General features: G+C 54.8%; 18 protein-coding genes. 8 read left to right on the top strand and 10 right to left on the bottom strand.

All coding sequences use genetic code 11. From position 1 onward, the window contains the following. Both RMSM_RS14545 and RMSM_RS14540 read right to left on the bottom strand, forming a co-directional pair. Nucleotides 1-739: FecR domain-containing protein (locus tag RMSM_RS14545; RefSeq protein WP_008697415.1), on the bottom strand; the 739-nt coding region annotated here is incomplete at its 3' end. Between the two features lie 19 nt (nt 740-758). After that, nucleotides 759-1,418, bottom strand: coding sequence for a sigma-70 family RNA polymerase sigma factor (locus RMSM_RS14540; protein WP_008697413.1), 660 nt, complete (start codon nt 1,416-1,418; stop codon nt 759-761). Nucleotides 1,419-1,607: 189 nt separating this feature from the next. On the opposite strand from RMSM_RS14540, the gene RMSM_RS14535 reads away from it, so the two are divergent. The 4 genes from RMSM_RS14535 to tnpA all read left to right on the top strand — a co-directional run bounded on the left by RMSM_RS14535 (nt 1,608) and on the right by tnpA (nt 9,220). Next, the gene (locus tag RMSM_RS14535; RefSeq protein WP_008697411.1) at nt 1,608-5,879 is read left to right on the top strand and encodes a sulfatase-like hydrolase/transferase; all 4,272 of its coding nucleotides are present in this window, start codon (nt 1,608-1,610) and stop codon (nt 5,877-5,879) included. Nucleotides 5,880-6,156: 277 nt separating this feature from the next. Beyond that, the gene (locus tag RMSM_RS14530) at nt 6,157-7,416 is read left to right on the top strand and encodes a Na+/H+ antiporter NhaA (protein WP_008697409.1); all 1,260 of its coding nucleotides are present in this window, start codon (nt 6,157-6,159) and stop codon (nt 7,414-7,416) included. Between the two features lie 180 nt (nt 7,417-7,596). Further along, nucleotides 7,597-8,643, top strand: a complete 1,047-nt coding sequence (locus RMSM_RS14525) for an LOG family protein (protein ID WP_008697406.1) — start codon at nt 7,597-7,599, stop codon at nt 8,641-8,643. Between the two features lie 112 nt (nt 8,644-8,755). Then, entirely contained in the window at nt 8,756-9,220 is a 465-nt protein-coding gene (gene tnpA, locus RMSM_RS14520; protein WP_008697404.1) for an IS200/IS605 family transposase, read from the top strand. A gap of 273 nt (nt 9,221-9,493) precedes the next feature. Here the strand turns inward: tnpA and RMSM_RS36905 are convergent, their stop codons facing one another. From RMSM_RS36905 to RMSM_RS14505, 5 genes are all read right to left on the bottom strand, one after another. Next, nucleotides 9,494-9,730, bottom strand: a complete 237-nt coding sequence (locus RMSM_RS36905) for a P-loop NTPase family protein (RefSeq protein ID WP_144057652.1) — start codon at nt 9,728-9,730, stop codon at nt 9,494-9,496. Between the two features lie 8 nt (nt 9,731-9,738). Next, a complete protein-coding gene (locus RMSM_RS14515; RefSeq protein ID WP_144057651.1) occupies nt 9,739-11,520 on the bottom strand; it encodes a MutS-related protein in 1,782 nt (593 codons plus the stop codon). A gap of 11 nt (nt 11,521-11,531) precedes the next feature. Next, nucleotides 11,532-13,343, bottom strand: a complete 1,812-nt coding sequence (locus tag RMSM_RS14510; protein ID WP_236622140.1) for a hypothetical protein — start codon at nt 13,341-13,343, stop codon at nt 11,532-11,534. Between the two features lie 150 nt (nt 13,344-13,493). Continuing rightward, nucleotides 13,494-13,664 (bottom strand): hypothetical protein, encoded by a 171-nt coding sequence (locus RMSM_RS42600; protein WP_008697396.1) that lies wholly within the window; start codon nt 13,662-13,664, stop codon nt 13,494-13,496. A 26-nt stretch (nt 13,665-13,690) separates the two neighbouring features. Then, a complete protein-coding gene (locus RMSM_RS14505) occupies nt 13,691-14,419 on the bottom strand; it encodes an EamA family transporter (RefSeq protein WP_008697394.1) in 729 nt (242 codons plus the stop codon). 26 nt (nt 14,420-14,445) lie between these two features. Between RMSM_RS14505 and RMSM_RS14500 the strand changes: the two genes are divergently transcribed. From RMSM_RS14500 to RMSM_RS14490, 3 genes are all read left to right on the top strand, one after another. Continuing rightward, nucleotides 14,446-15,681, top strand: a complete 1,236-nt coding sequence (locus tag RMSM_RS14500; protein WP_008697392.1) for a hydrolase — start codon at nt 14,446-14,448, stop codon at nt 15,679-15,681. Nucleotides 15,682-15,781: 100 nt separating this feature from the next. Then, nucleotides 15,782-17,212 (top strand): aminotransferase class III-fold pyridoxal phosphate-dependent enzyme, encoded by a 1,431-nt coding sequence (locus tag RMSM_RS14495; protein WP_052031640.1) that lies wholly within the window; start codon nt 15,782-15,784, stop codon nt 17,210-17,212. Between the two features lie 56 nt (nt 17,213-17,268). Continuing rightward, a complete protein-coding gene (locus RMSM_RS14490; RefSeq protein ID WP_008697387.1) occupies nt 17,269-18,321 on the top strand; it encodes an arginine N-succinyltransferase in 1,053 nt (350 codons plus the stop codon). Nucleotides 18,322-18,373: 52 nt separating this feature from the next. Here the strand turns inward: RMSM_RS14490 and RMSM_RS14485 are convergent, their stop codons facing one another. Then, nucleotides 18,374-20,422, bottom strand: a complete 2,049-nt coding sequence (locus RMSM_RS14485; protein WP_144057650.1) for a DUF5722 domain-containing protein — start codon at nt 20,420-20,422, stop codon at nt 18,374-18,376. 99 nt (nt 20,423-20,521) lie between these two features. Continuing rightward, entirely contained in the window at nt 20,522-21,304 is a 783-nt protein-coding gene (locus RMSM_RS14480) for a hypothetical protein (protein ID WP_008697382.1), read from the bottom strand. Between the two features lie 239 nt (nt 21,305-21,543). Here RMSM_RS14480 and RMSM_RS14475 point away from each other — a divergent pair, with 239 nt between their 5' ends. Then, nucleotides 21,544-22,329 carry a hypothetical protein gene (locus RMSM_RS14475; protein WP_008697381.1) on the top strand — a complete coding sequence of 262 codons (786 nt, stop codon included), beginning with the start codon at nt 21,544-21,546 and terminating at the stop codon, nt 22,327-22,329. A gap of 86 nt (nt 22,330-22,415) precedes the next feature. Here RMSM_RS14475 and RMSM_RS14470 read toward each other — a convergent pair. Further along, the coding region (locus RMSM_RS14470) for a TIGR03032 family protein (protein WP_040766715.1) at nt 22,416-23,347 on the bottom strand (932 nt) is incomplete at its 5' end.

Raw genomic sequence — 23,347 nt, 5'->3', positions numbered from 1 at the left:
TGGTACCCGAGGAAAGATGTTTCGCATCGACACGTCCTTTGACCACCGTCAAATCGGAATTGCCATCGGCGGTCACGTTCACTCCAAACACGGTGCCGCGATCGATCAGCAGCGAGGTGGGTGTTTGCACCTGGAAACCTTCGCCACCGGGATGGACTTTGGCAAAGATTCGGCCTGCATGTACGAAGCATCGATCCGACTGGATTAACTCCAGATCCGCGGGACCTTCCATCGTCACGTCGACCAAACCAATTCGCAGTTCGGCGATCCCTCGCGACAGAACAAGGCGGCCTGGACGGAGCGAAGATCCTGGAACGGTAGGGATGGTCGATCCCTGCCACTGGCAGTTTTCGGTTTTGACAATCAGCCCGATACCAGGGTCGTCACCGTGACCGAGGTACAGCCATGCGGTGGATATAAAAAACAAAATCCCCGCGGCGATCACAAGGTTTGCCCATTTCGGAATACGCTGCCATTGCGGCGTCGTTGTGGCGGCTATTGTCGGCACGAATGACGTGGTCCATTTTTCGGGAGAACACGCCAATTCGTCTTGCGGATACGCGATTGCGGATCGAGTTTGTAACGATTCGACAAAGTCACGTTTTAGCGATGGATCACGGATGAGACATCCTTCCAGCTCGGCAAGCTGAGCTTCGTCCGCCTCTTCGTCGAGCGCAAGATCACGCAGCAGACAGTAGCGATTCCAGCGATCGGGGTTCGTTTCGTCTTGTGTCGTCATTTGATTTAAGTTGGGTTTATTATTCGTGATCCAACCGCATCCGCTTTGCGACACAGTTGCGTAAAGTTTCGCGGACTCGGTTGATCATGCGACGAACGGTGGCACTTGAGCGGTTGGCTGCTTGGGCGACCACTTCCAGGGGAATTTCGTTTCGGTAACGATCTTCGATCAGCCCACGGTGATGTTCAGGCAGCATCTCGATGCACTGATCCAGCGCGGACACATAGCGTTCGTAATGTTCACGATTGTCGATCAACTCGGACGAGACAAGTTGTGTCAAGTCGTCACTGAAACGAAGTCGTTCGCGGCTTTGTCGTTTTCGCCAGGCCCGCACTTGGTTGTAGGCCACCGTGCATGCCCAGGCTGCGAAATTGGTTCCACTTTGAAAGCGGTCGAATTCGCGCCATGTCACCAAACAGGTTTCTTGAAAGACTTCATCCACGTCGTTTTGTGTGGGAAGCAAGCTTCGCAAGTACAGCAAAATCACGCGGCGGTGTTGCTCGAAACGTTGGGTGTAGTCGCGTTGGCGATCAAGTTGTCCTCGCTGCAGCGCGGCATCGACCGCGTCGGTAGTCATCTCGATCGAATCTGACGAATTAATCGCGTCTGGCGAAGGGTCAGCGGCCGACGAGGGGACACCGGTCTGCGGCTGGGAATTCGCTTTGGCATCGTCCGTCATCCGTCGATCATCAAACCTAAAGAGGGCTGGCTAACTAAAGAGAGCCAAAGGTGGCTCCAGAAGACATGATTTTAGCAATTTTCGCTTTTTATTCAGCTAGGATGTCTCATTCCACGTTTGAAGGCTCTTTTGGGGCAACTCTCCCGCCTCTAAATCCCTCCTCGAATTTGATAACGAAACGGTTTTGTAATGAGACGTCTGAATTACCCTCGCTTTGCCGTCTTGGCCAGCCTGTTATTGGCGGTCACCGCGACGATCGCCCAAGCCGAGACACCGAAACCGAACATTGTTTTTATTCTGACCGATGATCATCGCTGGGATGGCACGGGCGAATCGGGCGGCGAGTTTGTTCGAACTCCCAATCTCGATCGCATTACCGCGTCGGGAACGCGTTTCGAAAACGCGTTTGTCACCCTGGCGATCTGTTCGCCTAGCCGAGCTGCCTGTCTGACGGGTCGCTACGGAAGCGCCAATGGCGTGACGGAAATCGGAAAAAGTCACATCCACGCTTCGGAAGTCACCTTTGCTCAATCGCTGAGAAAAATTGGCTATCAGACGGGGGTGACGGGCAAATGGCATTTGGGAAATGAGCCCGACACATGTGGCTTTGATTTTGTCTCGACGTGTTGGTCCAACGGCACTTGGTACGACCGCAAATTCACCATCGCAGGCGAAACGAAAGTGATGCCTGGGTTCGTCGACGATGTCACCGCTGATGAGTCGATTCGATTCATCCGTGAAGCGAGCCAGCATGAAGAACCGTTTGTGTTGTGGATGAACACGCAGGTGCCACACATGGATCATCGTCACCAATGGCCAGCGAAACAGGCCTTTCTAGATCAGTACGAAGCGTCCGAGATGCCGCTTCCAGAAACTTGGAACGACGATCTGTCGGGCAAGCCGGAATATCTGAAAACTGCTCGCAACCGTACTCAGGCGTTGGCGTATGGTTACGACGACCCCGCAAACATTCGGCAACACGCAAAAGAGTACTTTGCCAGTGTCCAGCAAATGGATGCCGCAGTGAGGCGGGTGCTCGACGAGATCGATTCACTTGAAATCCGCGACAACACCTGGATCATCGTGATGGGCGACAACGGTTGGATGCTTGGTGAACATGGCATGACAAGCAAGGTGTTGCCCTACGAAGAATCAATGCGTGTGCCGATGACGATTGCCGGGCCAGGGACCGAAACGCAAGTGGTTTCCGAACTGGTCTTGAACATCGACGTGACCGCGACGATTTACGATCTGGCTGGATTGCCGGTTCCGGAATCACTACACGGTCGCAGTTTGCTGCCGCTGGTGCATGCTGAAACGCCCGATGATTGGCGATCCAGCTTTCTGTACGAGGCGCCGTCAAGCCAACTCGGCAGCCAACCGCTGTGGGCCGTTCGCAATGCACGTTGGAAGTACGTCGAAACGGAAACCAACGAAGGCGAACGTTTTGCAGAATTGTACGACTTGGTTCAGGATCGGATGGAACAAACGAATTTGGCAAATGAGCCGAGCAACGCGAACGTGGTCAATGAACTCGCGAATCAGCTGCGTGAGTACCAGCGCGAAATCGGATCACACACCGTGACGTTGGTTTCGGAGGATCGGCCAGAGCGGGAAACTCAAGATGAACGACAGGCGGGAAGCCTATCCCACAGTGACGAGAAAGTTCGCAACGACATCCACATCAGCGGGATTTATCCGCATCTAACCGCCTATGGCGTCTACAGCCAAAACGGAGGCCACTTCAAGTCGGGGCATGATGAGTGCGGTATCGGAGCGATCGTGCCGTGGGCCGGCAAGCTGTGGATGGTCAACTACGCGCCGCATCAGCCCAATGGCAGTGAACACAAACTGTTTTCGATCGGCGAAGACCTTCAATCGCTGACCGTGCATCCGGAAAGCGTCGGTGGCACTCCGGCAGGAAGGATGATTCATGCGGAATCGAATCAATTGCTAATCGCTCACTACTTGATCGACGCCGAAGGAAACGTACGAGTCATCTCGCCAGCGGACATGCCAATGCGAGTGACTGCAATCACACGGCATCTAACCGATCCCGCGAACATGGTTTACTACATCGACATGGAAGGAGCGATCTGGGAAGCCAACGTGCATACCTTGGCAGTCAAACGTTTGTTCAAAAAGCCGGTCCCCGGTTGGCATGGCAAGGGAGCCTATGTTTCGCAAGGACGTTTGGTGGTCTCCAATAACGGCGAACATGCTGCGGGAACCTACGATGATCTGGTTGTCGGGGGCGCCGCAAAGAACAGCGAAGAACGTGGTGTCCTAGCCGAATACGATGGCGAAAATTGGAAGATCATCGAACGTCGTCAATACACCGAGGTCACCGGCCCCAACGGCATCGCGGGCGGTAGCGACGGCAATGACCCCATTTGGACGATGGGCTGGGATCGCCGCAGCGTGCGGCTGAAAGTACTCGACGACGGAACATGGCACACCTACTTGTTGCCCAAAGCCGCCTTCTGTAACGATGCCATCCATGGTTGGTACACCGAATGGCCGCGGATTCGCGAGATCACCGACGGTCGTTGGATGATGGATATGCACGGCATGTTTTTTGACTTCCCCAAGACCTTTTCCAGTCAAAACTCAGCTGGCATCAAGCCAATTGGAAGCCACCTGCGTTACATCCCCGACTTCTGTGCTTGGAACGATCAATTGGTTTTGGCGTCCGATGAAACCAGTATCCAAGGCAACCCTTTAGCGGGACAACCTCAGACCAATCTTTGGTTTGGTAGCTACGACGACTTGAAAGATTGGGGACCTGCCAGCGGTTATGGAGGCCCATGGATCGAAGACGAGGTGATGGCAAACACACCATCGGATCCGTTCCTGGTGGCCGGTTTTGATCGCCGCGTTTTGCACCTTGCCAGCGGACGGACCAAACCTGCCGATGGACAGAAGGCATTGCGAGCGAGCGATCAACTCGAAATTCAATCGATGCCCGATCGGCTTGCCACGCTTCCCCGCGTGACCGTACCCCGAGGTAATTGGCACCGCGAGGCAAAAGGATATTCGTTTGACGTGGATCAACCCGTCACCGTCTTTCTCGCCGTCGACCGACGAGGCAATCCGAAATTGGATCCCGCTTGGAAAATCACCGACATGTCGTTGATCTGGGGCAAAAATCTACAGGACGTCGTTTATGTCCGATCGTTCGAACCGGGGACGATCACGATTCCCGAAAACGCGACCGAACATCGACCCGGTTCGTTTGGGATGCCTCACACCGCGTTTGTCCTTGGATCCAAACCGAGCGAATTGCAGATCAAGACCGATCGCACGTCGATCGTCACTCAACCAAACGCTTCTATCCGGACCGAAGAATCATCCATCCCGGTGGTATTTGACTTGCAAGTGGACCGCCATGGGGATGGTAACTGGGTCGATTACCAATCGATCGAAGTTCCCGCTGCGGGATATGTCGCGTATCAGCTACCCGATGATTTTGATGCGGTTTGGTTGCGGTTGAAAACGAATCGCGACTGCGTTGCCACCGCGTATCTACATCAAACGACCGCTGCATTTGTTGACGGAGACGAGTCCGAAAATCAGACGTTGTTTGCAGGACTTGCCGGAGTGGATGACGATCAAGCCCGTGGTGCGTTGGTCTACGCCGCCAAACGCAATCGGAACTTGCGTGTGATCGCATCAGAGGATCGCTTCTTTGATTTCACCAAAACCGGCTTCGAATTCAAAGCCGACACAGTCGATCCATTGCTTGCGGATAAGTTGAGCGTCAAGCCTCACTTTACCGTTGATGATGCGTCGGTGATTTTGAAGCACGGCGGAAAACGCCTACGGCTGCCCAAAGGCGACGCGGCTTACGACAAGCCGTTTGCATCGGGATGGCCGCGAGACGTCCGCGAAGTCGAATCCGAACGCGTGCTGGCGAATATTCATGGTACTTTCTACGAAGTGCCACTGGTGATCAACGGAGCCCCGCCGGCATTCAACTTGATGCGGCCCGTGTCGAGTCATGCGAAACAAATTGCCGACTTCTGTACCTGGAACGGACTACTTGTGCTGACCGGCGTTCGTGCGGATGCTGAAAACGATGGTCATGTGTTTGCCGATGCAAAGCAAAACACCGCGTTGTGGTTTGGCGGCGTGGATGACCTTTGGAAGTTTGGTAAACCGGTCGGTCACGGTGGTCCGTGGCTCAATACGATGGTCAAAGCGGGGCAGCCGTCGGATCCGTATCTGATGAAGGGTTACGATCGCAAGTCGTTGTCGTTATCCCATGACGCGAATGAAGCCGTCACGATGCATGTCGAAGTGGACATCACCGGGGACGGTCATTGGCGCCGCTACAAATCGTTTGACGTAGCCGCCGGGGAAACGCTGGAGTATTCGTTTCCCGATGCGTTTAGCGCGGCGTGGGTACGGTTGGTTTCAGCGAGTGACACGATCGCGACTGCACAATTGCAATACGAGTAAGCGTTGCGGCGTTTATCGCTCTCGAAATTTGCAATCACGAGCAAACTCGTGTGCCACGGAAACGTGTTGAGGCTCACATTGTGGGCCTTTTTTCTTAGACTTTGGCTCGCTTGTTCCGTGTAATCGTCACAAATAGACTTATTAAAAGAGTTTAACACCAAAGCTTGCTAGTGAGTTGAAGTTGCGCTTCGCAGAGTGACCCACCTTTGATGGCGTGTAGCCCCACCATTTTTGTGGCTGCCGTTTTCAATACTCAAAGCTGGGGCAGCGCGAAGTAATGTCGGGGCAATCAAAGAAACGCGGACTTGTCCGCAAACTGATCGATAATTCATTCTTACTTATCCTGGGAGCGGTGTCGGCTCTGGTGTGGGCGAACATCCATTCACCCAGCTATCAAGCGTTTGTGAATTTTGATTTGGCGTCGTTGTTTACCGCGACTCACGCTGGTGGTCATGATGCCGCCGAGCATTCGCACGGCTTTACGTTGCACTTCTTTGTCAACGACATTGTGATGGCATTGTTCTTTGCAATCGCGGCCAAGGAGGTGTGGGAATCGTTGCTGCCCGGTGGATCGCTGGCCGATCCGAAAAAGGCAGCAACTCCGCTGCTAGCGACGGTTGGTGGCATTATGGGGCCAGCACTGGTTTATATCGCGGGGACTTACTTTACCGGAACGCATGATTCGCTCGGCAAAGGATGGGCGATTCCTTGTGCGACCGACATCGCATTTAGTTATTTGATCGCCCGATTTATTTTTGGTGCCAGCCACCCAGCGATCGCGTTTTTGTTGTTGTTGGCGATCGCGGACGATGCCGCTGGCTTGATCATTCTGGCAGTGTTTTATCCACAAGCCGAGATCCGTCCCGAATGGCTGTTACTGACCGTCGGGGCGATGTTGTTGACGATGCAGCTGCGTCGATCAAAGGTTCATTCTCACTGGGCCTATCTGATTGGTCCGGGGGTCGTTTCGTGGTTTAGTTTTTATCAAGCCAACATTCATCCGGCCTTGGGTTTGGTTCCGATCATTCCCTTGTTGCCGCATGCACATACCGATCTTGGCATCTTTGCACGCGAGGAGCAAAATCGACACGACACGCTGAACGAGTTCGAGCACGCTTGGAAATTGCCCGTCGAATTTGGGTTGGGGCTGTTCGGGTTGGCCAACGCCGGGGTCGTGATGAGCAGCCTTGGAACGGGCACCTGGGTCGTGTTAATGGGATTGCTGGTTGGCAAACCTGTTGGGATTACCTTGCTCACGTTGTTTGCCGAGAAAGGATTGAAACTCGAAAAGCCAGCCGGGATGGACTATCGCCATGTGGTGACCTTGGGGATGGTTGCGGGAATCGGCTTTACCGTCGCGTTGTTCGTTTCGGTGGCGGCATTCACCGTGCCTGGTTTGGATCAAGATTCGGTGAAAATGGGGGCTTTATTGAGTTTCGCAGCCGCTCCAGCAGCAATCGTGCTCGGAAAATCACTTGGCATTCGACCACTGCAGTCGGTTGCTAGCGAAGAAGAAAAGCTGGCCAAAGCAGCATAATTTGGGTGCCGGACAACAGGGGGCTCGGAGTGCACTGACAACGAGCTTCCCTCGTCCGACCCAAGCACGCTACACTGGCATACCGAAGACCTTGATTAACTTTAGATTTACTAAAACACGCGTTTTACTCACTCTGCTGCTCTGACTTTTTTGCATCACTGAACAGGCACTGAAGGACACATGGACCCTAAACGTCTGCCCGACGAAGCGATTGGCGAAGATGAACTTCAGCGTCCCCAGCCTGCGGACGAACCGATATCGACGATTGAAACGCAAGACATATTGCAAGTCATGCGTCATACCATCGATCGACTCGAGAAAGACAAAACGGCTCGCGGCGATCTGAAGATTCTCTCGCGAACGCTTCGCGAACTGCGATACGCGTTTAAGGTGTTTCGTCCTTTCCGCAAACGCCGCAAAGTCACGATTTTTGGATCTGCTCGCACGATGCCGGGGCATCCCGAATATGAAAGTGCCGTCGAACTAAGTCGCCGGATTGCATCGCACGGATGGATGGTGATCACTGGTGCCGGCGGCGGCATTATGGAAGCGGGACATCGTGGTGCGGGTCGCGACGCTTCGATGGGGCTGAACATCATGTTGCCCTTCGAACAAAGTGCCAATCCCTATATCCAAGGTGACGCCAAACTGGTCACGATGAAGTACTTCTTCACTCGCAAGTTGATGTTTGTCAAAGAGTGCAGCGGAGTGATTTGTTGTCCTGGCGGTTTCGGTACGCTTGATGAAGCGCTCGAAACATTAACGCTGATGCAGACCGGCAAACAAACGATGATCCCATTGGTGCTGTTGGATTCACCCGAAGGCAGCTATTGGCGAGACTTGGGTGTGTTTTTCGAAAAGCAATTGCTTGGTAACGGCATGATCAGCCCCGAGGATGTGAATCTTTACAAGATCACCAATTCGGTTGATGAAGCGATCGACGAGATGTTGCAGTTTTATCGCAACTATCACAGTATGCGATACGTCCGAGACCGACTGGTTTTTCGCTTGCAGAAAGAATTGACGGCTGAGGCTCTTGAATCGATCCGCGAGCAGTTTGACGATATTCTTGTTGACGGTACATTCGAGCAATCGGCGGCATTGCCGGACGAGATTGGCGAACCCGATTTGGCGCACTTGCCGCGTTTGGTGTTTCACTTTAACCGCCGAGCACTCGGTCGATTGCGAATGTTGATCAACACGATCAACGTCGCCGAAACGGTGTAGCGACGCAGCGAGGGCTCCCGCGGGATTGACCCGCAAAGCGGTGCCTGCACTTAGCATTGGGCGTGAGCCCGCAGAGATGAAACGCAACGACAGCAATCGGGGGACGTGCTGGATGGGCAGCTACACTCAGTTGACGTATCACGTTGTTTACGCGACCAAGTACCGCGATCCCTCCATCATCGCCGAGATTCGCGAGAAGTTGTACGAATTCATAGGCGGAATTATCCGCGGCAAAAAGGGGCGACTGATCGAAATTGGCGGCGTTGCCGATCATGTTCACATTCTCGCTCAACTTTCTGCGACATTGGCGGTCGCCGACGTCATTCGCGATGTGAAAGCCAATTCGTCGCGTTGGATGCACGAGCAGACTGCGGTCAAACGCACGTTTGAATGGCAGAAGGGCTATGGAGCGTTCACCGTTAGTTATTCGCGGATTCCAAAAGTTCGCAGTTACATCCAAAACCAAGAGACGCACCATCGAAGGGTGACGTTTCAGGACGAATACATTAACTTCCTAAAACGCCACGACATTCAATTTCGACTCGAATATTTGTTCGAGGACGAGCACTATGGTTGATTGCTGCCGCCGCTTCGCGGCTCTCGGTTCGGAGGTCGCCGACATCCATGGGCTTACGCCCATGGCTACGTGCTGACATCGCTATCGCGATTAGAACCACCAAAACCGAAACAAAGAACCGCGGAGCGGTGCCTGCACTTAGCTGCGGGCGTGAGCCCGCAGAGACGAAACGCAACGACATGCGAAGCCGCGAAGCGGCGACAGCAATTGGGAAACGTGTTAAGAGTTCTGTGGTTGATCGCTTTCACCTTGGGAAGCCGGGCGACAATGCGATTACGCTTTCGGTCCCAACCCGACCATTTCTAGCAATCGCAGGGCATTGGTCGTGGGCGAGACGCCTTGCCGCATCTGGTAATCGAACGTCATCGTGTCATTGCCATCGTCATCGGTGGTAATGGTTTCGCGGAAGTGGACGGTGTGCGCGATCGAATTGAGCTCGGGTTCATCCGCGAGTTCCAAGTCGTGCGTGCTGATGGCACCGATTGCTTCGAATCCAATCAAGTGCCGCAATACTTGCACTACTGCGATTTGCCGTTCGCGACTGTTCGTGCCTTGCAGGATTTCGTCGAGTAGAAACAACAGCACTCGGTCTTCTTTTCTGCTAATTGACGAGCGTGATCGACCACCTGTTTCAAACGATGAAGCTCGGCCATGTAAAACGACACGCCTTCGCTGAGGTTGTCGCTGACACGAATACTGGTCGCTAATTCGATCGATGGCAACGCAAACCGCGTGGCACAGACCGGGGCTCCGGTACCTGCCAATGCAACGTTCAGCCCAATGCTACGCAGCATAGTGCTCTTACCGGACATGTTGCTGCCGGTCACCAGCAATAGCGTGCCTGGAGGTCCAACGGTAACGTCATTGCGAACTCGGACCTCGTCCGGCAGCAGCGGGTGGCCGATCTCGATCGCTTCGACCGACCGATCACTCGAATCGTTTTTCCACTCAGGTGTTGTCCAACTCGGATACTCGTCGCGAAGCGCCGCCAATGACATCAGTGATTCAAATTGTCCGAGCGACTCGAACCATCCGGCGACCACATCGCTGTAGTTCTCCTGCCACTGTTCGAGTCGTTTCAGCACTCGGATATCCCACAGTGCGAACGCTTGTAGCGGCAAGTAGATCAAAAACGTTGCCGCGGATTGCCGCAAGGCCCCAGCGGCAGCCACTTTTTGTAACGCCAGCATGCCGGCAGCGGCCGAGCGTGGACCCGCGACCAAGGTTTCGCGGATCTTTCGCAGATGAGCAATACCGCCAGCGTCGTTGTTGCCCGTGTTGTTGTTATTCGCGTCTTTATCAGTGGGCAGTCGCTCGGCGGCAGCAAACAGTTCGCGATAATCATCCACGGCACCGCGGCTGGCCATCGCAATCGAAAAGATCGCATGGGCGGGGCCGAGGGCAACACCGGTCAACGTAACATTGATGATGCCAACGCCTAGCAAGCCAAACAGCCCCACTTTGAACCACGTCGCGGATCCGAGTACCAGGAAGCCCAGGACCATTGAGATCACAAACACGATCGCCAGGATTGCCGACACATTGGCCCATCCTGAAAGCCATTTGCGGGATGCCAACCAACGCGGGCCGGTCGCCCAGTGGGTGAATCGATCGGGATCACCGCTGCTTTCGGCGACTTTGCGAGCGGTGACGTAGAACCGCAGTCGTTCTTCTCGAAGCGGTGCAAGGGTTTCGATCGCCTTGGTGCGTTCGATTGCATCGCTGGCGATCGCTGGCCCGGTCAACCAAGAGGCAAGCGTACGGATGCCGGGAGTCGTCGCGGTCATCGAGACCAAATGAAACAGCGACGCGCGGCCCAACAGATCCAAGTCGGCGGCCGCATCCCGCTGGCCCGCTGGCAATTCGACTTCGCCCAATTGCCGAGACAAACTGGTGGTGGCCAAGCGATCCCAATCACGTTCGATCCGTGCGACCAAGCGGCGGAACACCGAGCGTTCACGTCGGAGGGCATCGAGTCGATCGCGTACCGGTTCGTTTAGCACGACCGCGACGATAAAGCCGATGAACGCGGCCCAGCCGATCGGTTGTGCAATCGTGATGTCACCGTAATAGCCGACCAACCAGAAAAGAAGTGCCAACAGAAACAACACGACACGGATGGTGCCGTAGGTCCGATCGCGAACTTTTAATTGATCACGCTCGGTTTGAATCTCGGCTAAGTGTTCGCGATAGCGGCCGAGGGCTTCGCCGGCATGACTCGGATTCGCAGTCACACTTGCGCTGGCGATAGAGTTCGCATTCGGACTGGGGCCTGGGTTCGCCTGTGGGCCAGAGTTCACGTTCAGATCCGTCAAGCCGCATCTACCTCCAACGCCGCGGGGCGTCGTTTTTTACTCGAAGAATCCGAGACTACTTTCAAGGCAATACGGTCCTGCAAGTTGGGACGAAAAATGGTCAATAACAACAGGGGCAGGAACCATGCGATGTAGAGTCCGCCGCCATAGCCGTGCCAGAACTGGGCACCCACCATCACGGCAGCCGAACATCCAATCAGGGTTCCGAGGTTCTTTTGTGCCGGCCAAGCGGCAAAGAACGAACAGAGGATGACAAAGCCAACGATCACTGGCAAACGCCAAATTGGATTCCAGCCCAGTCCCCAAATGCCGCCCAAAATATTGGATTTGGTTTCGGGTTTGAACAAACCAAACATCGTCCGCAAATGATCGACAAGCGATTCGACTCCGCTCAGTGACAGCAGCATCATCAGCAGGCCCAGCATCACAGCGACACCGATCGTGAACCGCCACACACCACGCCGCCAATAGAAACTGATCCACAACGGCAGCAAGAAAAACGGATAGTACACCAATCCGGCCGCTAACCCCATAAAGATGCCCGCGACGAGCGGTTTGCGATAAAACAAGATGGCCCAAAGCAGCAGCGCCGCAGGCAGCGCATGATCAACACGGCCCGTCATTTGAGCGGTATACGGCATCAACAAATACAGCGTCGCGCATCCCACCCCAGCTCGCATATTGCCAAAATGCCAATTGCCGATCAGTACGATGCCCGAAACGATCGCGGCATGAGCGAGAATTGCCAACACCTTGGCAATCGTGGCCAAGCGGCTTTGCGAGGCATCCAATTCGTTTTCGTCGCTCTGCGTGGAACCAGCCAAAGCGTCAGTTACCGGGCGAGTCGGAATCGCCGGCAACATGTTCATCAACGCGTAACCCGGGCCCAGTTTGGGGCCCTGTTCAATTTGGATGCGTGGCGTGCTGGCGACAATGTTAGCCATCATAAAGATGAACAGCGAAACGCCGATAAAGGTCAGCCCGCCGCTCGAGAGGTTCGGGTCCAACAGCGGACGACGCACCATCAAAGGATCTAGCAGCAAGCGAATCAGCAGCATGAATTGAACGATAAACAAACTGATGAATCCGTAGCGACGAATATCTTCAGGGTCAATTTCCGATGCGGTTTCGGGGTCGGCATCCGACTCGGGATCGGCAGCAGACGCTTCGCCGGACATCGAACCATCGGCCCCCAAGATTGACTCGGACGACTCGGATGCAAGCGGCATCGTCGGCTGAGCCAAGAACGCGGCTTCGGCTCGTACCGACGCTTCTTCGTCAGAGATCGTCACATCCAACGGTTCCTCCGCAGGCACCGCTTGGGTCAACGCCACCAGAACGTCGCCGCCGCTCGCGCCCAGCTTGCTCGAGGAGGATGACGATGCCGTCGCCGCGTCGCGGGGTCGCTGAGTTAGATTTCGCGGGGTGAGATTTCGCTGAGTCGGATTTGGCTGGATTGAATTTCCTGGGGTCGGATTCAGCCGGTTCGCCGCCACCAATTCTCGCAGTCCAGTTTCTGTTCGCTGGGTGCCGTGATTGAGATCAATTTTGGCTGAATTTGCCGATGTTGGAGGGATTTCGTTTTGGCGATGCGTGATGACTTCCGACTCGATTTCCTGCAATTGACGTCGGCGGCCCTCATGGACCATCAATAATCCCGGGGCCAGCAGGATTAGAAGAAAGATATCGAGGTTACGGATGCTCCAAAATCGATGAAAAACGAAGAACAACCCGATCGTCAGAAATGACGACAGGTACACCCAAGTTGTTGGGTCAGGACGTTTGTAATAGAGCAGGATCTCGCTCATCAACATGAAGCAACGTTGGTTGCCGCTCGCTTTTCACGTCACTTGATTTGAAACAAAGCTGTCACCATCACGCCGGTCACAGTCCTAGAAAGATACGGTGCCGTATAGGATACGAGTATTCGGCTCGACTGAAAAGCACGACTTCGAATCTCACCCCCCTAGCACCAACAACGCGACGCCGCAAAGGATCGTCACCACGCACGCGGCTTTGGGCCAAAAATTGGCTTCCCCGAGGGCTCGAATTCCGAACAGAAACGCAATCACCACGCTGCATCGCCGCACCACCGAGATCACCGAGACCAATGCATCGGGGTCGGACAAGGCGGTGAAGTAGACGATATCGGCGGCTAACAGCAGAGGGCTGATGCCAAGAATCGCCCATCGCCACTCGAATAACGCGTGCGCCGATAGCTCGTTATCTTTGTTTTTTGGCCGCTCCGCCACCAAATTACCGCCATCGGGACCATCACGGGGACTAAGTACACCGAAAACCACGCCTGGACGGTCGATGGAGCAATCAGCACCGTCTGCAACAGGTACTTGTCATAAATCGAGCTCAATGCACCTAGAATCGTCGCCGTGACCATCATCGCAACGCCACGATCACTTTTGAAGGAAACGCCTTCACGAAGACTAACCGCCGAGAATGCCCAGAATGCCAAAAGCACGATCACGATGCCGATCCACTGGGTTCCCGTGGGCCGTTCACCCAGCACCAGCGAGGCCATCGCGATTGTCCAAAACGGACTGGTCGATCGAATCGGGGCCGCGATTGACAGCGGCAGCCGTTTCAGAGCGAAGAAGGCAAACGTCCACGATGCTCCCACCAACACGCTTTTGGCCAACAACAATCCGTGCTGTCGAAACGACAATGAATCGACTTTTAGAATCGGATGCGGCACACTGGTCGGAGAAATCAGCGACCAGCAGATGAATGGCATCCAAATCGCAGCACCGACCGAAACGCTAATCAACAGAACGATTGGCACGGCGTTCTTTCGCACCGCGATCTTTTTGGTAACGTCATAGAAGCCCAACAGGACCGCAGAAATCGCCGATAATCCAATCCAAGTCATGGTCAACTTTTAATTTATCATTCCAAATGATCTCTAATCCGATTCAAGCTGCAATCGAGTGGATGCACAGCCAACAAACCGCTTCGGTCGATCGGCTCGAGCGTTGGTGCAACCAAAACTCGTGGTCGATGGATGTACCTCGATTGCAGCAAATGGCTGATTTGCTGTGCACGGACTTTCGCAGCTTCGGTGTTTCGTTTGACCAAATTCCGCTGGGGCCGATGAGGCTACTGGATGACGCCGGCCAATGGTACGCCCCTTCGACGGGGCCAGCACTGTTGTGGCACCACCAACCGGATGCTCGACAACGCATTTTGTTGATGATCCACTACGACACGGTCTACCCCGTGATCGGGTCGACCACGGCGGATCGCTGCGTTCGTCATGGCGACCGTCTGCTGGGGCCGGGGACGGCGGACGCCAAAGGGGGGATCGCGGTGATCGCGATGGCGGTCGAAGCGGGATTGCGATTTGGGCTGTTTGCCAACTTAGGGGTTTCGATCCTGCTCAATCCCGATGAAGAGATCGGTTCGACCGCTTCGGAACCATTGATGCGGACGTTGGCACCGCAATTTGATGCCGCATTGGTCTTTGAACCCACGCTGCCCGATGGAAAGCTCGTTGCGGCACGAAAAGGATCGGGCGGGTTCGCCTTTGTCGTTCGTGGACGCTCGGCTCACGCGGGTCGCAACCCCGAACATGGTCGCAACGCCATTGTGCATCTGTCACGCCTTGTCGTAAAGCTTGCCGAACTTCATGATCCCGCCGGCGGCGTGCTATTAAACGTAGGCAAGATCACGGGTGGGGGACCTTTGAATCGCGTGCCCGACTATGCCTCGGTTCATCTGAATGTACGGGTAACAGACACCGACGCTATGCAAAAGATCGAGTCGATGCTCGAGACGATTCGCGATCAGTTTACCGGCGATGGTTACGAAGTCGAACTGAACGGGATGCTGCATTCGCCGCCGAAATGCTCTAATGAGCCGCTGCGGGCGATGCAGGCGAGAGTGGCCCAGGCGGCAAGCGTCGTCGGTCGCTCGATCGATTGGCAGGATACCGGGGGCGCGTGTGACGGCTGTAAATTGGCGGCGATGAATCTACCCAACATCGACACCATGGGGATTACAGGCGATAAACTACACAGCAGCGAAGAATACTGTGTTCCCGCGACGCTGGTGCCCGCGGCCGCCACCGTTTTGACTTTTTTTAGCGAACAGCGCCGCCGAGTAAGTGTCCTGTACGAGATTGCCTTCCTGTAACGGTCGACACAACACCTCGTTGCACAACGAAACATCGGCTGTATCGACCGATCTAGCCAATTCAACTTCCAAGATTCACTTTCCAACCCAAACGGAGCCAATGGCTGTGGTTGATCCAACGTCCAAATCGTCCGCGACTGCTGCGGAATCCCTTCGATCGGACCCTCGTGTGGCCGAGGCGAAACGGTTGATCGCCGAAGCGGTCGCCGAACACGCAAAATCGATCGACGATGTTCGCGGCGCGGATGATGCCTTGGTTCCCGCTTATCAAGCGATGCTCGAACGATTGGGTGAAGCACGCGGGGGCGCCCCAATTTGGCCGTACCTTTCCGCCGGGTTGGGCAACGGACCCTATGTCCAATTGGCCGACGGCAGCGTCAAACTTGACTTCATCGGCGGCATCGGCGTGCATGGTTGCGGGCACAGCGATCCGCGGATGGTCGACGCGGCGATAGATGCCGCACTCGAAGACACGGTGATGCAGGGAAATCTGCAGCAACATCCGCCGAGTTTGCAAATGTGCGAACGGTTGCTCAAATTGGCGACTGCCGGAGGCGCCAAATTTGATCATTGTTTGTTGTCCACCAGCGGGGCGATGGCGAATGAGAACGCGCTGAAGATTGCGCTGCACCACAAGGCACCCGCGAACCGAATCATTGCGTTTGAAAACGCATTCGCCGGTCGCTCGATCGCGCTGGCGGCACTGACCGATCGACCCAACTATCGCGCCGGCTTGCCACTGGCACTGGCGGTCGATTACCTGCCCTATCGTGAACAAGCCGACCCCGAGGGCAGCACCAAGCGAGCGGTTGCCGAGCTGAAACGTTTGCTCAGCCGACATCCTGGTCGCTACGCCGCGTTTTGGGCGGAACCGATTGCGGGTGAAGGAGGCTACTATCCAGGCAGCCACGATTTCTTCGAAGCGTTGTGCGTTCCGCTGCGTGAAGCCGGTATTCCGATCATCTTTGACGAAGTTCAATCGTTCTCGCGAACGTCTCAGCCGTTTGCGTTCCAGCACTATGGGCTCGATCGATTCGCTGACATCGTCACGATTGGTAAAATCACGCAGGTGTGTGCGACGCTGTATGGCGAAGCATTCAAACCGACCGGACCGATCCTCAGCCAAACGTTTACCGGATCCTCGTCGTCGATCGCGACGGGACTTGCGACACTCGATGCACTCGAGGCAAGCAATTGTTTCGGAGCCGATGGCCAGAACGTCAAGCGACACGAATACTTTGAAAACGCGTTAAACACATTGGTTAAAAAGTATCCGGGATTGATCTCAGGTCCGTTTGGCGAGGGGATGATGATCGCGTTCACGCCTGGCGACGGCAGCTTTGATCAAGCGAAACGTTTGATGGGGATCATGTATGATCTCGGATTGCTTGGCTTTGTTTGTGGAGCGGATCCGACACGTATCCGTTTTTTGCCTCCGCCGGCGATCACGACGACCGCCCACATCGATGCGGCCATCACGTTGCTCGATAAATCGCTAGCGTTGTTTCGCGAGCCGGACCAAGTAAAATAGAGACGAGCCGCGATGCACGCGGAGCTGCCACTATTTCGCTTGCGAGGTCATAAACGATGTGGGTTTTACGTGCCGTTCGCATCGATGATCTTGATGCGTTGCATGACTTGGTCAAATCGGCAACACGTGGGCTAACCAGTTTGCAATTGAAACGCGATCAATTGCTTGATCGCATTGAACATTCCGAGTTCGCCTTTTCGCGAAGTGGTCCTTCGCCACGAGGCGAACCGTACGTTCTCGTACTGGCGAACCAGCAAACGGGCGAGTTGGCGGGGACATCGACGGTCTATGCAAAGACCGGTGGCTATCAACCGTTTTATGCTTATCAATTAGTCGAAACCGAGCACATCAGTGAGCAGCTCGAGGTTCGGCAACGACGCCAATCGCTGTTTTTGACACGGATTCATGATGGTCCGACTGAAATCGGCAGCTTGTTTCTGCGTGGCAAATACCGCGGTCATGGTTTTGGTCGTTGGTTATCGATGGCACGTTTTGCCTTGATCGCGATGCGACCGCATCGTTTTGCCGATCGTGTGATTGCCGAGATGCGAGGACGTGCGGACAAGGACGGCACGGTCCCGTTCTTTGAAGCGATTGCGGGAAAGTTTATTCCGATTGAATTTGCCATCGCCGACGCGTTGTCGACCGTTTCAAAGCAGTTCATCGAAGAATTGATGCCCGATTCGCCGATCTATCTGAATCTTTTGCCCAGCAAGATACGTGAGGGAATCGGTCAAGTCCACGACGAAACCGTCCCCGCGCTGGCGATGCTGAAAAAGGAAGGTTTCATCGAAACGGACTTCGTTGATATCTTTGACGGCGGACCGATGATCAGTTGCGAAACGGATCAAATCAAAGCGGTCAAACGAACCCGAGAATTGACCGTAAAATCGATTCTCGCTGAGGAACCGGGCGGCCCCAAAGCAGGCGGCTCCAAAGCAAGCGGTTCGGAAAAGCACATCGTCTGTAGCACACACCAGGGATTTACCAGTGTGTATACGTCGGTTTTGATCGATCCATCCGGTGGCGATGTGACCATCGATGCCGCAAGCGCCGAGGCGTTGCAGATTGGCATCGGTTCGACCTGTTACGTGTTGGGCAAGTCGTAGGCCGGAAACGAGGGAGGCCGGATCATGCGGGATCCGGCCCACTGAACAACTCTCAAGGCGTTGGTAAATCCTTGCTGACTTGCTCTTCTTGCTCGGTACCAATCGATTTGTAAACGTACCAGCCGCGTTTGCGTTTGCCATGCGGTTCGGTTTTACTGGGCAATGTCCTCAGCCCCACCATCAATCCGCCTTCGCGCGGATGATCGATCCAGCGATGGTAATGAAACGATTCGACCATCGGCATCGCACGCACTTTCTTCATCGCATACAGCAGCGCCGCGGCTTGACGGTCCTGGGCGTCGACATCGTACGAATCGGTATGAAAACCTTGCTCGCTGAATAACACCGGTCGCACGGCTCCCGACGAATCTCGCATCGATTCTTGCTGCATAAAACGACCAAATACGTCCAAGTTCTGAATCGTAATCAGTGGCGTCTCAAAATCGTCGCTGATGCGAGTGTCGTTCCATGGCACTGCAGCGAACAAGTTTTGCGGATAGGGATGATAGGCGACGCCCCACGCAAAGTCGCCTTCCATCACAGAGTAACGCTGCAGCGATTGGATCACTTCGCGACCAGAGAGTTGCCGCCATAGGCCATCCTCGGGAACATTGAAATGATGCGTCAGTGATGCAAACACACGAGCGTGAGGGTTGTATTGCCGAGCCGCATTGTGAATGATTCGCATTGACCGATAGTAGGATTCCGTCACGATCGCTCGCGGCTGCAGTCCCATGTTGGTCCATACCGTGTGAAAGTCGATTTCGTTGTGTGCGATCCAGTTGGTGATGCCGCCCGGGGCGGCGTCGGTATTGCTGTATCGCCGCGCTATTTCACCTAGTACAAATGCATAGATGTCGGTGCCTCGAGCGGTCGTCAAATCGGGCATCGTATAGATGCCGCCATCATGTTCGGGATGAACCAGCGGTGAAGTGTCTTTGCCAGCTCGCGGAGTCGGAATCAAGATGATGGCGGAAACGACCACGTTGTTTTTCCGAGCCCAGTTCATCACACGGTCGTAATGCGCAAGGGCAACCGCGTCGAAATAAACGGGTTCACCTGAGGTTGGGATTTGGATGCGTCCTTGACCGGGTGAATCTTTTACGAAGGCCGTGATCGCAATGTTGACGGTGATCGCCGTGACCCCAAGTTCTCGGAGCTCATCGATTGGCCCATACATCGCAATACCGCCCAACCCTTTTTGATTCGCAGGCACCGCGCGATGCGGCGAATGGTTGTCACCGACCACGTCGATTTCGCTAGCGAACGTCCGGGCGGTGAGGAAAGAGGATTGGCCGGCGGTCGGTCGCGATAGCCGCCAACCACTTTGCAATCGATCACGTGGACCCTCAAACCGCGGAACCACCACCGTGGCACGATTCTCACCAAGCTGAATCGGTACGTCGACGATGCGAGGCTCTGCGGATTGACCCATCGATTGCCATGGCGGACATTCGACGATCTGTAAATCCGACGCCGTCAGCGTGTCGGGCACGGACGACGATGAAATCGTGATGCTATCTTGGTCTACAACCACCGAATCGATTCTGGTCGGAAACGACTGGGAAAGGTAGTTTTCAATTCGTTCGGCCCTGACGATCTTTTGCTGTCGCAATTGCTGTTTTTTCGCATCGCGATCTCGCTCTTGAGCGGTCTTTGCACGAGTGTGGATGTTGCGAAGTTGGATGCGAACGCCCGCCTTTCGACCTAGATCAATCCGCAAGATTCGCTGCGCCGGATCACCATGTCGTAGCGGATCGAGTTGAACGGGGGCGATATAGGTTTGCCACGTTTCGGCCACCGGAATCGCAGGCAAACTCAGCGGAGTATCGCCGAGCCGTGGACGCCCTAAAAACAATTCGACTTGTTTGATCCCCGAGACGCAAAAGTAATCGAATTGAAGCACGGCGTCGTCGCTGCCGATGTCGCTCAATTCACCCACGATAAACGGATCGCTCCCCGTGGTGTGGATTTCAATGACTTGGTCGTGCAACTGAATGTCGACGTCGTTGCACCGTGCTGGCAATAGAGTCCAGTTGGCTGCCGAGACAACAGGCAGCATGACCAACCACGCCAGAAAACTGGCGCAAATGCGTTTCACGTTCACGGAGGGAGGTGGGGTGGGAGAGGGGGGGATGGAAAGATTCTGTACGCCGCTTGCTTGCTTTGGCGAACAAATTCGGCCGTCTAATTAGGCCTTCTAGTTCGATCCAGACGAATCGCTGCCGATTTGAACTTTGATCGAACCGAGCACGCGAGTCAATTCACGTTCTTTTTTGCCGACGAACAAAATGTTGTCCAACACGATTGCTCGTTTCTCGGTCGTGGGGTGCAGAATCAAGCGGCCGGCACCGAGCAGCAAGAATTCAAACACGTCGTTGATCTCTTTGTCGACTCGCAGGTTCGGAGCGGGGTAACGTTTCAAGTCGCTGAGGAAACCGTGGTGATGCAGCAGTTCGTTGTTGCGAAGTTCCCAGTAATCAAACCGCACGCTCACAAAGACCGCGATATACATCAAAATCATCGCCAGTGAGGTGCAGACGAAGAAGGTCGTATTGGCCGCCGGCCGCAGACCCGAGAACAAGTGCCCAATGGCGGGAAGCAGATCGGGTTTCAGTAGCGTCAACATCCACACGCCCATGGCGACTGTGGCCAAGACAAAGACTAACGTCAGCGAAGTGGCTCGCGGGAAATCGAACACGATCACAAACATATTGGCCATCATCACGACCAAAAACAGCCCCGTCATTACGACGGGCAGATTTTGGGTGTCGGGATCGACGGTATGGTAGCCGCCGAAATACATCACGATCGCCGCCAGCGTCGCCACGATCAGCGTGGGGTACATAAAAATGAATTTTGGATAGGGCACCAACAAGATCGAATTGGACTTGTGGTGTTTCTTTACGCTTTCGGTCGCGGACCCCCCCGATTCTGCCAAAGTGTCTCGTTTTTCGTCGCCGCCGATTGCGTCGTTTGCCATTATCCTTCTCCCACGCTCGCGTAATCACGTTGAATTATTACTCTCGCCCCCATTGGCACCAAATTGGGGCCTGCAGGGCGCGGAAGTTCACTGTTTTCGGTAATGGGGGCTATCTTAGCATCATCCGCCCGCCGTGCATGGCGGACAACCTCGTTTTGAGAGCAATGACTTGCCCCATGGTTCCCGCATCCATGGGCTCTCGGATACGATATTGGTATGACACACAACGGAGTATCGAAATGACGTGGCGAACATCCGAAGGGGATCGGATTCTTGAAGGTGCCGAGGCGGAACTTGTTCGCGAATCGCTGGGTTGCATGATCGATCGGCTGCAAAGCCGAGTTTCCGATCCCGCGAATTTAGAAGGCGATTGGCGTTGGGATTTCGACGTCCCGCTGTTCGATCAATTGACGACCAGCGAACAGCTCGCCGTGCTGCATGAAATTGCCGAGTATTTATTGACTCCGACTGCGAAAACACTTGCGCCGTCGGCGGTCAATGATGCCGGAGTCTATGCGATCTTTCAAACGGCTCGCCAGTTCATCGAGGACGAGATCGATCAACAGCGACAAGGATTGGGCGAAGGTGAATTAGATCCAGACGATTGGTACAGTGAACTCGAACCGAGTATGCGAGTGCTGACGCTGAGAGCCTACGACGAATGTTTCCGAGATGATGACTTCGGAAATGAGGGTGACTTCGGCGATGTCGATAGTTTCCGTGACGAAGATCTCGTCGACGCTGGTTTGGGGTTCAGCTGCGGCGACATGCCGGCTGCCGATGGCCAGGACATGACGCAGTGGTGCGAGCTGATTGAAAGCCTTGCGGATCAAATTTTGAGTGATCGCGATTTCGAGATGGCGGACGAAATGCTCGACTTGGACCCCGCCTTGGCCAACGCGATGAAACAATCCTTAGGCATCCGAGCGGATTACTACAGTGACGTTGCGGCTGATCTTCGAGCCGAACAGATCGAAGAAACCTTGACCGCGATCCGCAAAATCACTCACCCCAAACCACGCTAAAGCGGGCCATTCCCTTCAAAACGTTTTTTTCTCTCACTGGCGTCCGAGCTCAATGGATGCCCCCTTCTTCACTGCCCCCCTCTTCACTAATCGGGAAGTTCGAATGTGCTGGCCAACAACTCGCGGTCTTCGTTAACCAGTTCGGGGTACCGCGAGCCCGGCAAAACTTCGACGGCAAAGATCTCTTGAACTGCGTCTTCGAATTTGACAAACGCAATCACGTCCGCGGTTTGCAGATTCACGACCCACACGCCACAGCATCGTTGGTCGATCGGCAGATCGGCGATCGGGATTCCTGCAAACACCGCAGTCTCGCGGACTTGCGACAGCCCGATAAAGGCCAGTGGTCCGAAAAACGAAAGACCTCGTGTGAACCCCGGCAAACTCACCATCGGTTCAAAACGCCCCGACGCCAAATCGATCGAGCCGAATGTCCCGGTGCCTGAATTCAACAGCCACAACTTGCCGTCATACCAACGTGGCGAATGGGGCATCGAAAGACCGCGCGCGGCGATTTGGTTACTTTGGACATCGATCAAGACGCCGCCATTTTTCTTGTTCGCTCGCCATCCGCTTGCGTCGTTCGATTCACCCAAAGCGGTTACGTAGTGAACGTGGCCATCACGCACTGCCATCCCGTTCAAGTGACAGCGATCGTCGGGAACATTTTGGGTAATGAACGAGGGATGCCAAACGGGAACAAAGTTGTACGTCCCACTGCGTGTTGCCAAACAAGAAAACCGCGTGTTGACGAAAACCAACTCGTCTTGGACCCACGCCATCTCGTGAACATTGATGTCTCCGGTATGGTGCGCCACACGTGGTAGAAAGCAGGCATCGTGCGGCTGTGATGATTGCAATCGGTTACAAGCAGCGGGGATGTTGTGAAACTCAACCACCTGCATCTCAGTACCGATCGCAATGCGATTGGCGTCGGCCGCCAACCCCATGGGCCGGTCAAATTTTCGAAAGTGGGTATTCAGCACTCCCGCCTCACTCCGCAGCATTACCAACTTGC

This window comes from Rhodopirellula maiorica SM1, from assembly GCF_000346295.1.
Classification (GTDB): Bacteria; Planctomycetota; Planctomycetia; order Pirellulales; family Pirellulaceae; genus Novipirellula; species Novipirellula maiorica.
The sequence above is the reverse complement of the archived record's forward strand: the minus strand, read 5'-3'. Positions and strand labels throughout refer to the sequence as shown.

Coding starts and splice junctions, on each gene's coding strand:
- RMSM_RS14540 (WP_008697413.1), bottom strand. CDS start 1,418: ATGACGGACGATGCCAAAGCGAATTCCCAGCCGCAGACCGGTGTCCCC.
- RMSM_RS14535 (WP_008697411.1), top strand. CDS start 1,608: ATGAGACGTCTGAATTACCCTCGCTTTGCCGTCTTGGCCAGCCTGTTA.
- RMSM_RS14530 (WP_008697409.1), top strand. CDS start 6,157: ATGTCGGGGCAATCAAAGAAACGCGGACTTGTCCGCAAACTGATCGAT.
- RMSM_RS14525 (WP_008697406.1), top strand. CDS start 7,597: ATGGACCCTAAACGTCTGCCCGACGAAGCGATTGGCGAAGATGAACTT.
- tnpA (WP_008697404.1), top strand. CDS start 8,756: ATGGGCAGCTACACTCAGTTGACGTATCACGTTGTTTACGCGACCAAG.
- RMSM_RS14510 (WP_236622140.1), bottom strand. CDS start 13,343: ATGAGCGAGATCCTGCTCTATTACAAACGTCCTGACCCAACAACTTGG.
- RMSM_RS14505 (WP_008697394.1), bottom strand. CDS start 14,419: ATGACTTGGATTGGATTATCGGCGATTTCTGCGGTCCTGTTGGGCTTC.
- RMSM_RS14500 (WP_008697392.1), top strand. CDS start 14,446: ATGATCTCTAATCCGATTCAAGCTGCAATCGAGTGGATGCACAGCCAA.
- RMSM_RS14495 (WP_052031640.1), top strand. CDS start 15,782: ATGGCTGTGGTTGATCCAACGTCCAAATCGTCCGCGACTGCTGCGGAA.
- RMSM_RS14490 (WP_008697387.1), top strand. CDS start 17,269: ATGTGGGTTTTACGTGCCGTTCGCATCGATGATCTTGATGCGTTGCAT.
- RMSM_RS14480 (WP_008697382.1), bottom strand. CDS start 21,304: ATGGCAAACGACGCAATCGGCGGCGACGAAAAACGAGACACTTTGGCA.
- RMSM_RS14475 (WP_008697381.1), top strand. CDS start 21,544: ATGACGTGGCGAACATCCGAAGGGGATCGGATTCTTGAAGGTGCCGAG.